The following is a 15,225-nucleotide window of genomic DNA, read 5'->3' as shown; positions in this document are numbered from 1 at the left end:
TTTGTCACTGCCCGCAGATTTATAGCATAAAAATATGAGCAAGATTTGATACCTCTTGCAGAATAAGAAATTCGTTTCATAAAAATGAGATCGCCGTCAAATAATTCACTGCTGTTATTTTTTCACGTGACTTATTTATTCATTTCAATAAATTGTATTTCAGTTATATTGATAACAATTATGTAACACAGAAAGCTGATAATTATGAGTGAGCAAACCACAACCCCAAATAATGCAAGTCCATCAAAACCCGTGAATAAAACAGGAAAAACCGTTTTCAGTATTCTGACGGCGATCAGTGTCTCCCATTTATTAAACGATATGATTCAATCGCTAATCTTGGCGATTTATCCTTTATTGCAATCTGATTTCTCCCTGAGTTTCGCGCAAATCGGGATGATCACCTTAACGTATCAGATTACCGCGTCACTACTTCAGCCTGTTATTGGCTATTATACGGATAAACACCCGCAGCCATATTCCTTACCAATTGGTATGAGCTTTACCTTGACAGGGTTAATTTTATTGGCGATGGCAGAAACCTTCCCAATGATTTTATTTGCAGCCGCTTTAGTTGGGACAGGTTCTTCGGTCTTCCACCCAGAATCATCCCGTGTGGCACGTATGGCTTCAGGTGGTCGCCATGGTCTTGCTCAATCATTTTTCCAAGTTGGCGGTAATTTAGGGGCATCATTAGGGCCATTGCTTGCAGCGTTAATTATTGAACCTTATGGGAAAGGAAATTTAGGTTGGTTCTCCCTTGCCGCTTTATTAGCGATCGTGATTTTACTGCAAGTCAGTAATTGGTATAAGCAGCAACATCGCGCTGCCAGTAAAAAACCGATTTCTACTGGCGATATTAAAATCCTGCCTCGCAAGGCAGTTATTGGCTCATTAGCCGTGTTACTGGTTCTGATTTTTTCTAAATATTTCTATTTGGCGAGTATTAGCAGCTATTACACCTTTTATCTTATAGAGAAGTTTGGTGTTTCTGTGCAAAATGCCCAGATCCATCTATTTGTTTTCTTATTCGCAGTTGCCGCAGGGACAATGATTGGCGGCCCTATTGGGGACAAAATAGGCCGTAAGTACGTTATTTGGTTCTCAATCCTCGGTGTCGCACCTTTTACCCTTATTTTACCGTATGCCTCACTGTACTGGACAGGCGTGCTTACGGTGATCATTGGGATGATATTAGCTTCAGCGTTCTCCGCTATTCTAGTGTATGCACAGGAGCTGATCCCCGGCAAAACAGGCATGGTATCAGGGTTGTTCTTCGGTCTAGCATTCGGAATGGGTGGTGTTGGCGCGGCGGTTTTAGGCCATATTGCTGACCAAACGAGTATTGAGCAAGTTTATCATTATTGTGCTTTCTTGCCATTACTTGGAATTTTTACAGTATTGTTACCAAATATCGGCCATAAATAGATTTATTTTCTTATTTTACCCATACTTACTTAAAAATAAGTGTGGGTCTTTCCCGCCATATTTTAGAGAAATTTCAGCTAAAAATCCCCTAATCCTAAAGCTTGTAACGATTTAGCACCTTTAGCCTGTCTTTTTTTTAAAAACATTTCATTTTTTTAAGGAAATATTTCTCAAAAAAAGTTAAAATAGAAAAACATGCAAATTGGCATTTTAAAATGAAGGCCTCATTTTAAAAGTCAACGGCATGTACCCACCTTATATTTTCATACTAACCAGAGGAGACTAAATGGAGCATTCAACGCCCTTAATCACAACCATTGTTGGTGGTCTCGCCCTTGCATATTTGTTAGGTATGATCGCGCAGCGATTAAAAATCTCCCCACTTGTGGGCTACCTTGCAGCAGGTGTCCTTGCAGGTCCATTTACCCCCGGGTTTGTGGCAGATGCAGCACTTGCACCTGAATTAGCTGAAATCGGTGTTATCTTGCTGATGTTCGGCGTGGGTTTACACTTTTCACTCAAAGATTTATTGGCTGTTAAAGCCATCGCTATCCCCGGCGCAATTGCGCAAATTGCAGTAGCCACCCTATTAGGCCTTGGCCTGTCGATGTTATTCGGCTGGGGCATTTTTACTGGTATTGTCTTTGGCTTGTGTCTTTCAACTGCCAGTACCGTTGTTTTATTACGTGCATTAGAAGAACGACAACTGATTGAAAGCCAACGCGGCCAAATTGCCATCGGCTGGCTGATTGTGGAAGACTTAGCCATGGTTCTTACCTTGGTACTGCTTCCTGCTGCTGCCGCGATTATGAATACGGATGATGCAAGCTTCAGTGAACTCGCACTTGGCCTTGTATGGACAATTGGTAAAGTTGTTCTATTCATATTCATTATGATTGTGGTCGGTCGTAAGGTCATTCCATGGATTTTGTCACGTACCGCCTCAACGGGTTCTCGTGAACTATTCACCTTGGCTGTCCTTGCCCTTGCGTTAGGTATCGCGTATGCAGCAGTGGCTATCTTTGATGCTTCATTTGCACTGGGCGCGTTCTTCGCGGGTATGGTATTGAATGAGTCTGAGCTAAGCCACCGTGCAGCACAAGACACCTTACCACTACGCGATGCGTTTGCGGTTCTGTTCTTTGTTTCCGTCGGTATGCTTTTCGACCCGATGGTTCTAATCCAGCAACCTCTCGGTATCTTGGCTGTTCTGGCTATTATTATTATTGGTAAGTCTGCCGCCGCCTTAGTGCTTGTCAGGATGTTCGGGCACTCACGGCGAACTGCACTCACTATTTCCGTCAGCCTTGCACAAATCGGTGAGTTCGCATTTATCTTAGCCGGTATGGGTCTAACCCTCGGTGTAATGGATAAAGATGCACAGAACTTGGTGTTAGCCGGTGCCATCGTTTCGATTATGCTTAACCCAGTATTATTTAGTCTGTTAGATAAATACCTTGAAAGAACTGAAACGATTGAAGAGCAGCTTCTGGAAGAAACGCTGGAAGAAGAAACGCAAGTGCCTGTGGATATCTGCGGCCACGCCATTATCGTCGGTTACGGCCGTGTGGGTGGCATGTTAGCGGACAAACTGCGTAGACGTGAAATCCCTGTCGTCGTTGTGGAGGACACGCGTGCTCGCTTTGAAGAACTCGCGGAAAATGGCTTCAGTGCTATCCTCGGTAATGGTGCGAATAAAGAAACCATCAGCCTTGCCCGCATTGAGTGCGCCAAAACGTTATTATTAACGATTCCAAATGGTTATGAAGCAGGCGAAATAGTCGCGACCGCGAAAGAGATGAACCCGGACGTGACCGTTATTGTTCGTGCCCACTATGATGACGAAGTCAGCTTTATTAAAGAGCGCGGCGCCGATCACATCATCATTGGTGAACATGAAATTGCCAAATCCATGGCAACACTCATGTGTAATGATGTGGAGGAGTTCGGTTGTTCTATCGATGATATGCTTGATGGTGACAACGATAAAAAAGGTGAAGGCAAAAGTTTAGATGATTATCTAAAACCCGCTCACTAACCTAGTATCCCAAAATACAAAAAGGAAGCCATTGGCTTCCTTTTTTATCTTTGATCTTACCTCATCAAAGTGAATTATGATTAGTAAACTCATCATAAGTCCACACAGGTAAACCACGCTCTTTGAAGAATTGGATCTCTGCTGCCACTCCACCACTTTTCTCCCAGCCCGGTAACGTCAACACTATCAACCCATCGCAGCGCTTTAAGAATTCCATGTCGATAGATGACCATGCGACTTTTTTCCCTTCAGCGGCCAAATATTGATTAATGGGGTGTGTCATAGTGATTTGGCTATAAGTGGCTATTCCTTTAAGTGCAAGTTCTGCAGCGACTTTTGTACTTTCTTGGAAGCGCATTTCAACCACGTTGCTGTCTGGGTCTGAATAAGGGCAAGCAATAAAATAAAGGCTCATAATAATTCCTGATGTTGGTATATTCAAATTTTGGGTACAGTTATCCCATGAAAAATAAGTAATTATTTTCCAAGGGATAGGTTTAAATTGGTACTACACTAAAAGCTTATTCAATATCAGCGACAATAATTTTGGTTTTTGGCCGCTTGTTATTTTCGGGTAATTTAAATTCTTTACTGGTTGTCACCAGATAATCGATATTGTCCCAATTCGTGACAAAATTAATTGCGTGCTTATTGGCCTTCGTACCATCCGCCAGCACAATCAGTTTGTCACTGTTTTCCATCATTTTTTGTGCGATGGCCGCTTCATCCACATGCTGATCCATCACGCCATGTAGTGCATGAATAGCCCCTGCACCAATCACCGCATAATCGGCAAAAAACTCAGCAATATTTTTTAGCGCAATAGCCCCTAAACAGGCATTTTGTGCCGCATTAAACTGCCCACCAATTAAAATAGTTTCAATGGATGGGTTTTCTTGTAGCGTCGTTGCTAAGAGCGGTGAATTGGTGATAACGGTTAAATTATCAATTAGCTTAATACGTTGGCTAAATTCAAACGTGGTCGTACCAAAATCAATAAATAAGGTATCGCCAGGTTTAATTAATTCAGCCGCTTTGGTGGCAATTGCTTTTTTCTCGTCCACAGCGGCTTGAGCGCGTTCAGTAAAATTCCGTTCAAATTTTGACTGAATATTCACGGCTCCACCGTGGACTTTCTTTAATAACTTTTGTGATTCTAATTTACTGAGATCTCGACGGATTGTTTCCTGCGCGACATTAAAATGCTTTGCGAGCTCCTGCACGTACACCTGACCTTGAGTCGACAATAACTCAATGATGGTTTGATGCCGTACTTTTGAAGAGCGCCCTTCACACATAGTTTAATCCTTCTTGACCATTTAACATTTCCAGCACTATACAACAGTGATACGAATTTCAGTAGCGTCCGGTTGTATTTTTGTTAAATCGATATTTTTCAATAAAATGCGTCTTGTTGGTAAACAGCGATGTTTTTTCTCATACAACACCGTATTTCCCGCCATCACTTTGATTGTTCCTTGTACTGCTTGCTCGACTTTAATATTAAAATCCATACGGCCTTGAGCAACTGAATCCATATCAATACACGCTGGAACGCTAAAGCTGACGTTTGGGTCTCTGTTCACTGGGATGCGCTGCACAGGCTGAATTTGGGATTGATGATGATTCGCTAATAAATCATTCGCAATATATTCACCTGTTAATAGGCCTTTTTGGTAGCACTGATCGCCCATATCCGCAGGGTGCAACATATTACCTGCTGCGTAATACGCCCCATCTGAGCAACGACTAAATTGGTCTGTCACAGGCTTCCCTGTGCTCGCGTCAAATTCAAGGTGGCTTTTGCGAATTAATGTATTTTCCCCCACAAATTGCCCCGTAAAAATGACCGAATCACACTCAATTTTGTGGTTTTTACCGTTGGTTTCCACCATCACATACTCAACACGGTCAAGACCACCAATTTCGGTAATTTTACTGTTTAAATAAACGGGCGTCCCCATCGCTTTAGCGAATAAGGTCGCTGGTTTGAATGCCAGAATGCGCTCCCCACTTTCCACCATTGCTTTCGCTTTTACGCCTGCGTTTTTTAACGTCCACAGGGCGGAAAAACTGACTAACTCACTGCCCACAATGACAGGGTTGCGGCACGGTTTTTTACCATTAAGGTAAACAAACTGCTGCAATGCCCCTGCGGTTAAAATACCTTGAGGACGAAGACCCGATACCAAACGTGGGTGGCGTGGTGTTTCACGAACACCTGTCGCTATGAGGATGCGCTTAGCATGCATCTCAACTAACCCATCTGCGGTAGAAACGGTCAGTTTTCCATTTGGATGAAGCTGTGTCACAGTGCTACGGGTAAAAATTGGGGTATCGCCGAGGCTTTCCACAATTTTTGCGGCAAATTGGTTGCCTTTCATTGGCCGTTTAAATACCAACAAGCCAAATGTTGGGTGCTGGCAATGGCGAGGAACACCGCCTGCATGAGCTTCACGCTCAAGAATAGCGATATTTTTAATACCATGACGGCGTAGGGTGTAAGCCGCGGCAACACCGGTTGGCCCTGAGCCAATGATAATCACATCATAATGTAAACTCATTTCACGGCCTCCACTGCCAGTGTATGGTCAAAACGGCCATTAATAATTTCTGCCACTTGGCTACTACAATAAAACCCATTACAACGCCCCATCATAACTCGTGTTCTGCGGCGCAAGGCCCCCAAACACTCAGGGGGAATATCGGAGTCAAATGTCGCTTCGATTTCACGTTGGGTGACCAACTCACAATGGCACACAATGCCACCGTTACTTTTACATTGGTAATCACGTTGATGGTATTCTGAAATCGAAGGCATGGTCGGCCAAATAAGTTCTTCTGGCGGCGTCAATTCAAACAATGGTGTAAAGTTTTCTTGGTACAGTTTGCCCAAGTAGTTCGCCACACCCAGCGCCGATGTTAAGCCTGTTGAGCGTATCCCTCCGGCACAAATCCATTGTTTTTCAGGGTAATCATTAATGCGATAATATTTTTCTTCTGTTGCAGGGCGTAAGCCCGCATAAGTCGCGGTCACACTGTAATTGTGCAAAGAAGGCAACATACGTGAACCTTGGGCGATCAAATCTTCCATCACCTCTTGTTTGACTTCAGCTTTCCAACGGTCATCTTGCTCTTCTGCGGTTGGTCCTAGCAATAAATTACCGAAAATGGTTTTTGATAACAAAACGCCCTTCGTGATAGCGGTAGGCACAGGTAAAATAATCGCATTGATATCCGCAGCCGCCGCTTTGTCATACACCAAAAACTGCCCTTTACGGGGTTTTATTTGGAATGGTGATGGATGGCAAATTGACTCAACAATATCCCCATTAATCCCTGCACAGTTAATCACTAATCGGGCAGAAAACTCACCTTTTGTTGTGGTTAAATGCCACAACCCCTCATTCAGCTCACCGCCTTTAACTTCACAGTGAAAATGGTATTGCGCACCGTGTTTTACAGCTTGAGTTAAATAAGATAGCGGCGTGCTCCACGGGTCAATCACCGCTTCATCAGGAACCGATACTGCTGCGAGTGCTCCATCTGCTAAGTGAGGTTCACGGCGATATAACTCATCTTTATCGATAATTGCCACATCTAGTACGTTATTTGTGTGGGCTTGTTCAACAATGCTTGGCAACTTACTCAGCTGCTCTTCATTCCATGCAACAACTAATGCCCCCGTTTCGAGGATCGGCAAATTCATTTTTTCTCTAATTTCAAGGAATTCGCGATACCCATCTTGCATGCATGCCAGTTCAAGACTCCCTGGTGTGGCGTCAAAACCAGTATGTAATAGTGCGCTGTTGGCCTTACTTGCCCCTGATAAGATGTCGCCACCTCGCTCAAGCAGCAATGTTTTTGCCCCCATCAACGTGAATTTACGTGTCACTGCACAGCCAATGACACCACCGCCTATAACAATGACATCCCAAATTTTTTTATTATTAATATCCATGGCTGAGATCCTTTACTTGAAACTTGCACACATAAAACCACATAATTCCCACAATCACAATAATTAAAACAACACAAAGTACAACAACAACCCAAAAACTACTCACATTGTTACTTTATTGTGAGTTTTGTCACATCGGTGAAACTTATTGTGAGTTTTTTGTGGACTTTCTTTCCGTTTAAACGATAGTAGGCAAAAAAACAGACCTATTTACAACATTTATAACACTGGGAATACTGTGATGCTCAATCAACGTTATGCCGCAATCGATCAGGGAACAACGGGAACCCGGGTCGTGGTCTTCGAAGAAGGCGGGCACTATTACTCCCCGATGAGTATTCCTCATAAACAAATCACCTTAAACAGTGGTTGGGTCGAGCACGATCCCGAGGAAATACTCGCAAATATTATCAAGTGCTTGAATAGCTGCGAGGTTGTTGATGCCATTGGTTTATGCCACCAAGGTGAAAGCATTGTGGCATGGGATGCGGACAGCAAACGCCCGCTTTACAATGCAATTGTTTGGCAGGATTTACGCACTGAAAAAATGATCTCTCAGCTCAAAGAAGCAGGGTTAGAACCTCTAGTTCAATCCAAATCGGGATTACCCCTCGACCCTTATTTCTCCGCCAGCAAGATGGGGTGGATCATGGAAAATGTGGTGGGAGCCAAAACGTTAGCAGACAAAAATAAACTGCGTATTGGCACGATGGACGCGTTTTTCCTTGACCGACTTTGTGGCGTGTTTGTGACAGATTATAACTCAGCCTCTCGCACCTCGTTACTCAACATCCACACATTAGAGTGGGACAAAGAACTGTGTGACATTTTTGGTGTGCCCATGCATTGCCTTCCGCCAATTAAAGACAACATTGGCGATTTTGGGGCTATCAACCTCGATGGCCACTTAACCCCTGTTACGGCAGTTATCGTCGACCAATTTGCAGGTACATTCGGTCACGGTTGTCGTGAAAAAGGCGATGCCAAAATCACCTTTGGTACAGGGGCCTTTTTGCAAGCACTCACGGGTGCTGAAATCCCACAAACTCACGAAAGTGGCTTATTACCCACTTTGTGTTGGAAATTCCCGAATGAAGCCCCTGTTTTTGGCTTGGATGGCGGTGTGTATAACGCGGCATCCGCGATTAACTGGGCAAGAAAAATTGGGCTATTTGATCAATTCGATGAATTAAGTGATTTCAGAGCAGAGCCTGCCATTAAACGCGGTTTAGCGTTTGTTCCCGCGTTATCAGGCTTAGGCTGCCCATATTGGGATCGCAGTGCAGCTGGCCTATGGGCAGGGCTTTCATTAGATACCGACAAAAAAGACATGATGCAGTCGGTACTTGAGGGCATTGCAGCCCGCTCTGCCGAAGTCATTTTTGCAATGGAAAAAATTTCACCACTGGGACAATCAATCTCTGTCGATGGAGGGCTTTCTTCAAATCAGTACTTTAAGCAATTTTTAGCCAATTTATTACAAAAAAACATTGAAGCACCAGCAAACCGTGAAGTGACTGCACTTGGCGCTGCCTTATTGGCGCGCAAAGGGTTAGGGCTGACTCACGATATGGCAGTTAGGCGCAATGCAACCATAACACGCCCCGATGGCACCAACATGCAAGGTGTGATGGAACAGTACCGCGACATCATTGCCCGTTCTCGCCAATTAAGACACTAAAATAATAAAAGGAAACCCTACCATGGCTGAATTCGGAAATTACATTATCTATTTAATCATGTGCGGTGCCATTATTGGCGCTGTCGCTTCTATCGTTAAACCTGCCAGTGATTTGGGCAAAGAGTTTGTTAACGGTATATTCTCTATTGGCCCTGTATTCCTTGCTCAGGCGGGGATCATGGCTGCTGTACCGCTGCTTTCTCAATTAATTTCTTATGTTTTAGGGCCTATTTTCTCGTCTGTGGGCTCCGATGTCTCTATCGCCGCATTGTCGATCATTGCCGTTGATATGGGCGGCTACCAGCTTGCAGATGCATTAACTACTAACCGTGATATGTGGATCACTGCGATGTTGATCGGCTATACCTCAGGGGCGACGATTGTATATCTGATCCCTGTGGGGTTAACGATGCTAAATCGTAAAGATCACAAATACCTCGCGCTGGGTGCAATGGCAGGGTTGATCTCTATCCCATTTGGCGTACTGGCTTCGCTGTTATTAATCACATTCAATAATATTCCAGTTCGCGATATTATTTCGACCAATTCCCCCGCAGCACACCAGCTCACCTTAGATTTTATGACGATGCTGCAATATTTGATGCCGCTGTTTGTATTTTGTTTCTTATTGGCCGCGGGTTTGAAATACCGCCCGATGCTGATGGTTACAGGTTTTTTAATCTTCGGTAAGATCATGGATGCCTTTGTCAAACTGGTTCTGGCTTTCTCAATTGTTGAGCACTTTACTGGCGTATTCACCAAAGTCTTCGGCGCGTGGGGCTTTGACCCGCTCTTTGCAGACCAAAACGAGCTATTCCGAGCCATTGAAATAGCGGGTTATATTGGCATCATGTTGGCAGGGACATTCCCAATTTGCTACCTGTTCCAACGTTATTGCAAACCATTGGTACGTGCATTAAGCAACCGTTTGAAACTGAGTGACACCGGGTCATTAGGTTTTATCATGGTAATGGCAAACATTATTGCAACTTATCATTTATTCAAAGACATGCGTGCAAGGGATAAAGTACTGTGTGTCGCATTCGGTGTCTGTGCCCAAGCCACTATCGGCGATCACTTAGCCTTTACCGCCAACTTCCAGCCAACGCTCGTTCTGCCTATTTTATTAGGAAAACTGGTTGGGGGCTTCTTAGCGGTATTTATCGCCATTAAAATTTCAGTTCCTCAGGCATTACGTTATGAAGAGGAAGACCAAAAAGCAGTTGATGCCGTTAAAGGTGATGCTGAGCTAGCGGTTGCAAAACAAAGTTAAATATAATTAATATTAAATTATAAAATAACTGCATTTGAAATATTCAAATTGAATAATATCGAATGCAGTTTTTTATTATTCGTCATCATTAGTGATATTATTTGCGTCCAATTTTGATAATTAATATCTATTTATCTACATTTTCACTATCGATATGAATCATTAATTTACTTACAAATTAAGTTTTATTCTTTAATTAACTTATTAATCAAAATACCCATAATGGAGTATACAAAAAACACGTTAATACCCTTTATGATATTAACGTGTTCTTATATTAAACATATCTAAATTGGACAACCTATAACCTAATCATTAACGTTCCCAATAAGACTCTTCTAAGCTGTCTTCTTTTTCAGGAAGCCCACGCGTTAACCGTGGGGAATGCTGAGTTAATACTTGATAACTAACCCGATTTGCATATTTACAAACCTGAGCCAATGACGAATAGGTTAAATATTGACGCTCATGTTTACTAGAATTAGGTACATTAGAACGATGGTAGGAATTTGCAGTAATATCATGTAGTAACGCAGATAATGCGCCGTCACCCGCCCCATTTGTGTTCATAATTTTCTCAGGGCCACCCATATAAGGTTCAATATGCGAAAATATACGCAGCGGTACTTGGCAATCTTGCTGGCGCATGGCTCGGCTAAATTCATATAAGTTGAATTCAGCAATCGCCCCTGGCAATAATGGGTGCTGAGTTGTGCGTTTGTAGCTCTCTTCTGTATACCCCGCCATATACAGCCCTGATGGGCCCGCTGTGCAGAGCACCAAATCAACCCAATCTAATGCCATATTAGTGGCTAACAACGGGTCACTCAACCCTGTCAGCTCTTGTGCTTCGTCTTCATTCATCGCGACAACTGAAATATGCTCAGCAAGGAAATCACGCCAAAATTGCGGATCTTGGGCAATCACATATTTGGTTCCAAGAGTAAGCACCACAGGAACATTGTGTTTTTTCGCGTAGGCAATGGCCTGCATTGTGGCGTCAGGCATCGTTTCGCCTGGTTTGCACCGCACTAAATATGCCGTTAAAACTAGCGCAGATGCCCCGGCGATAATCTCTTCGGGAATACTCATTGGGTGCAGGCGATTCATATGACCAGGACTAATCGCAAATGTCCGCTCACCATTTTCGGTAATCAATGTGAAGCAGCGACCAATTGGCCCATCAACGCCCTGTAGATAGTTAAGATCCATACGGCTTGACGTGTGACACAGGTAGCGATATGCATAGCTGCCAATTTGGATGTTATTGCACATCGTCCCCAATAACACCGATCTATCATCCGCTAACACCGAGTAATTATGCAGTGTGTTACCGATAGTACCACCCGCAAATTCGTGCGTAATCAACGCATTGTCAGTTAGCTCTTTATACAATGCCTCCGCGGTATCATCTTCAATTACTAATGAATGGCCTTTGCTGAGCTGATAACGTTGGATGAAATCATCATCCACTTTGGCTTCAATATCCACGAGAGTTTGGTCTATCCCAACAATATAGGATTTACAATTCTCATCATCAGCCAATGTCTCTTTTAATGGCTGTAAAAGGGGATCTCTGAGACTAACAGGGAAATAGTGTTTTGACTTGCGTTGGCCGGGGAATTTCATAATAAGAAGATTAACAATGGAACATCGCACTATTCTAGCACGATAAAATAAAGCCAGCACCTTCAAAGAAAGCACTGGCTTCATCGTTTGTCTTTTGTATAGCTAGTTTACTGATTTTGCAGTTTATAATCGCGATAAAGCTCGCGGCTTAATACAAATGCACAGCTCAAAATTAACCCAAGAATGGCGCTTAATGCCACAATTAACGCTGATTTTGGTGATTCTTTGTTCAACGGTAAATCAGGTTGCAGAATAAATGTTACTGGCGTAAAAGCCAATTCTTTGCTTTTAAGCTCATTGATTTCATTGATATAAATCTGGCGATTTTGCAGGTTTTCACTCATCAAAGCTAAGTCACGATTTTGCGTCTCGATCAACAATTTTTTCTCTAACGCCTCAGCCCCCAATGCGATTGGGTAGTCAGGGTCATCATTAATCGCCTGTGAGTCGCTAGCAATAGGCTTCTCAACCCCTGCCGCTTTAGCAATATCAACTGCACGTTTTAGCCTTTCAACCTTAACGTCGTATTCGGTTTGAATCTTACTCACTTCACGTTTAAGTGACTCAGTGGCAAAAATAAGCTGCTGTGAAATTGTGTTATCAATTTCGTTTTTAATCTGGCTTCTCACCTTGGAGGCGCTATAGCGGATATAACCATCCAATAAATCTTGCGCTTCCGTTGGCAATGGTGCCGTAAATTTCAAGACGATATCGCTCGAAGAACTATTTTTTTCTTTAGATTGGTCTTGGATTTGAATATCGTTATTGATGATTTGATTCACTAAACGCTGCTGTGCCATCACATCATCTTTAGGATCAACATTTTGTGCAAGCTTATGATAATACTCTGTACTTTTGACATAATCGCTTTGATTAACTTTAGAGCGATATTGGTCAATAAAGGTATTAAAGATACGTTGAGAGGTTAAATCGATAGGAATTTCAAGCACATCCAATTGGGCTTTTAGTGCATTAACTTCCTTCATGTTTTCAGAAATAGGTGGAATAACGATCGCCGTACTAGTCCACTTTTGCGGAAGAAATTTAACAACCCCCGCACTTAATGCAATACAAAAAGCCGTAAAAATAATAATCAATACTTTATTTTTTAATAAAACACTCAATAACGCCATAAGATCAATTTCATCATTCTGCTGAATATGAAACTGATGAGCAGAGTTTGACTTCTGCTCAATGTTCTTTCGTGGCGGTTGCTCGTTGCTCATATTAATTCCAAAAGACATAACATTTCTTTAATAATTTATAATTTAAGATAAGTTATTATAGTCTATATTTGAAATTTTGATATATCGATTACCGAACTTTTTAATGCTAATTTAAGCGATAACCTAAATTAGCTCATCCTGAATAATTAAATTAATCATACGAATACTATTTGGATTATCATTTAACGCCGCTATATAATTATATTTACTGCCCCCACTACTGATAAAGAACTCTTTATTCTGTTCGCTAATTTCTTCTAATGTTTCTAAACAATCAACAGAAAAACCAGGGCAAATAACCTGAACAGAGTTTACGCCTTGTGAGGGTAATTCATGCATGGTTTTATCCATATATGGCATCAACCAAGGTTCGCGGCCAAAACGTGACTGGTAAGTGAGTAACACTTTTTCACTTGGGTAATTTAGCGCCTCACGTAACGCCTGAGCCGTTTGTTCACATTCTTGTTGGTAGATATCCCCTGTATCACAATAACGCTGTGGGATACCGTGGAACGACAATATTAGCCTATCGGGTTCACCATGTTCCGCAAAGCTTTCTTCAATTGATGATACTAATGCTTGAATATAAGCGGGATGCGTTGCATAGCTGCGAATAAAACGCACTGACGGAATGGTGCGCCTACCTTGAAACGCTCTTGTTACTGCATCATACACCGCCGCTGTTGTTGTGCAGGAGTATTGCGGATAGAGCGGTAAAACCACTAAATCATTAACACCTTGATCCATTAATTTATCAACGGCACTTTTCACAGAAGGCGAGCCATAACTCATTCCAATTTTTACTGGAGTATTTGGCATCAATTCTGCGAGTTTTTGCTTTTGGCGCAATGAGTACACCAATAAAGGCGAACCATCATCAAGCCAAATTGATTGGTAGAGTTTGGCTACTTTCGATGAGCGCAAAGGTAGAATTGCCCCGTGCAAAATGGGTTTCCAAATCAAGCGAGGGACATCAATAACGCGCTTGTCACTAAGAAACTCGGCTAAATAGCGTCTCACTGCGGAAGTCGTTGGGGCATCAGGGGTTCCTAAGTTAACTAACAGAATGCCGGTTTTTTTTTCTGACATGAAACAGCTCCTAATTGATAATCATTCCCAACTTTATCACAGTTAAATAACGATTTTTGTCACCAAGTGGTATAAAAAAGAAAGGCAGCGATATTCGCTGCCTTTACATAATACATTCATACTCTAAATAATTCGAATTGCAGTTATCAATACTGCAATTTAGCGCATGATACGTATAAATATTAACCTAAAATTTTCGCTAACTCTGCGCTAACTTCTGCGACTTTACGAGTACCGTCTAATTTAAAGTATTTGGTGTTACCCGCTTTCGCTTCGTTTTGGTAATAAGCAATCAATGGCGCTGTTAACGCATGGTATTCAACCAGACGCTTACGAACCGTGTCTTCTTGGTCATCTTTACGAATAGTCAGTTCTTCACCCGTCACATCATCTTTACCTTCCACTTTTGGTGGATTGAAGTTGACGTGGTAAACACGGCCTGATGGAGCGTGAACACGGCGACCGATAATACGCTCAATAATGATTTCGTCTGGTACGTCGAACTCAAGTACGTTATCAACGGTGATACCCGCTTCTTTCATCGCATCCGCTTGTGGAATTGTGCGAGGGAACCCATCCAACAAGAAGCCGTTACGGCAGTCATCTTGTTTGATGCGCTCATTAACCAGTGCGATAACAAGTTCATCAGTCACTAATTTGCCGTTATCCATCAGCTCTTTAGCTTGTAAACCTAACTCGCTCCCTGATTTAACAGCTGCACGTAACATGTCACCTGTTGAAATTTGTGGGATCCCAAACTTCTCCATAATAAATTGAGCTTGAGTGCCCTTACCAGCGCCCGGAGCGCCCAGCAGAATGATACGCATTGCGTAAACCCCTTGCTATTTAGTTTTTTATAATTTGAAAAGAAAACACGCTACCATACCATTAGCATGGCGC

Annotated in this window: 12 protein-coding genes; 4 read left to right on the top strand and 8 right to left on the bottom strand. The window is 42.6% G+C overall.

Annotation, left to right across the window (positions count from 1 at the left end):
• The first annotated feature begins 204 nt into the window (after positions 1-204).
• Together J6836_RS01405 and ybaL are read left to right on the top strand one after the other, a co-directional pair.
• Entirely contained in the window at positions 205-1,428 is a 1,224-nt protein-coding gene (locus J6836_RS01405; RefSeq protein WP_255586300.1) for an MFS transporter, read from the top strand.
• Between the two features lie 286 nt (positions 1,429-1,714).
• Positions 1,715-3,466, top strand: a complete 1,752-nt coding sequence (ybaL, locus tag J6836_RS01400; protein WP_219246147.1) for a YbaL family putative K(+) efflux transporter — start codon at positions 1,715-1,717, stop codon at positions 3,464-3,466.
• Positions 3,467-3,530: 64 nt separating this feature from the next.
• Here the strand turns inward: ybaL and J6836_RS01395 are convergent, their stop codons facing one another.
• The 4 genes from J6836_RS01395 to J6836_RS01380 all read right to left on the bottom strand — a co-directional run bounded on the left by J6836_RS01395 (position 3,531) and on the right by J6836_RS01380 (position 7,427).
• On the bottom strand, positions 3,531-3,881 hold the full coding sequence (locus tag J6836_RS01395) for a DUF1937 family protein (protein ID WP_219246146.1): 351 nt from the start codon (positions 3,879-3,881) through the stop codon (positions 3,531-3,533).
• A 106-nt stretch (positions 3,882-3,987) separates the two neighbouring features.
• Complete coding sequence (locus tag J6836_RS01390; RefSeq protein WP_219246145.1) at positions 3,988-4,764, bottom strand: DeoR/GlpR family DNA-binding transcription regulator; 777 nt, start codon at positions 4,762-4,764, stop codon at positions 3,988-3,990.
• A gap of 36 nt (positions 4,765-4,800) precedes the next feature.
• Positions 4,801-6,030: an NAD(P)/FAD-dependent oxidoreductase gene (locus tag J6836_RS01385; protein WP_219246144.1), complete on the bottom strand. Its 1,230-nt coding sequence runs from the start codon at positions 6,028-6,030 to the stop codon at positions 4,801-4,803.
• The gene (locus J6836_RS01380) at positions 6,027-7,427 is read right to left on the bottom strand and encodes an NAD(P)/FAD-dependent oxidoreductase (RefSeq protein ID WP_219246143.1); all 1,401 of its coding nucleotides are present in this window, start codon (positions 7,425-7,427) and stop codon (positions 6,027-6,029) included. Before J6836_RS01380 ends, J6836_RS01385 begins: the two co-directional genes overlap by 4 nt.
• A gap of 241 nt (positions 7,428-7,668) precedes the next feature.
• Here J6836_RS01380 and J6836_RS01375 point away from each other — a divergent pair, with 241 nt between their 5' ends.
• Together J6836_RS01375 and eutH are read left to right on the top strand one after the other, a co-directional pair.
• Positions 7,669-9,108 carry an FGGY family carbohydrate kinase gene (locus tag J6836_RS01375; protein ID WP_219246142.1) on the top strand — a complete coding sequence of 480 codons (1,440 nt, stop codon included), beginning with the start codon at positions 7,669-7,671 and terminating at the stop codon, positions 9,106-9,108.
• A gap of 22 nt (positions 9,109-9,130) precedes the next feature.
• A complete protein-coding gene (eutH, locus tag J6836_RS01370) occupies positions 9,131-10,381 on the top strand; it encodes an ethanolamine utilization protein EutH (RefSeq protein ID WP_219246141.1) in 1,251 nt (416 codons plus the stop codon).
• Positions 10,382-10,696: 315 nt separating this feature from the next.
• Here eutH and J6836_RS01365 read toward each other — a convergent pair whose 3' ends face one another.
• The 4 genes from J6836_RS01365 to adk form a co-directional block, all read right to left on the bottom strand.
• Entirely contained in the window at positions 10,697-12,010 is a 1,314-nt protein-coding gene (locus tag J6836_RS01365) for an inosine/guanosine kinase (protein ID WP_219246140.1), read from the bottom strand.
• Positions 12,011-12,117: 107 nt separating this feature from the next.
• Positions 12,118-13,236: an LPS O-antigen length regulator Wzz(fepE) gene (gene wzz(fepE) / locus J6836_RS01360; protein WP_255586299.1), complete on the bottom strand. Its 1,119-nt coding sequence runs from the start codon at positions 13,234-13,236 to the stop codon at positions 12,118-12,120.
• Positions 13,237-13,359: 123 nt separating this feature from the next.
• On the bottom strand, positions 13,360-14,325 hold the full coding sequence (hemH, locus tag J6836_RS01355) for a ferrochelatase (RefSeq protein WP_219246138.1): 966 nt from the start codon (positions 14,323-14,325) through the stop codon (positions 13,360-13,362).
• Between the two features lie 182 nt (positions 14,326-14,507).
• Positions 14,508-15,152 (bottom strand): adenylate kinase, encoded by a 645-nt coding sequence (adk, locus tag J6836_RS01350; protein ID WP_219246137.1) that lies wholly within the window; start codon positions 15,150-15,152, stop codon positions 14,508-14,510.
• Positions 15,153-15,225: the final 73 nt, after the last annotated feature.

The sequence above is a fragment of the Providencia sp. R33 genome, from assembly GCF_019343475.1.
In the GTDB taxonomy this organism is placed as follows: domain Bacteria; phylum Pseudomonadota; class Gammaproteobacteria; order Enterobacterales; family Enterobacteriaceae; genus Providencia.
Note: the sequence above shows the minus strand (reverse complement) of the source record. Positions and strands in the feature narration are given on the sequence as shown.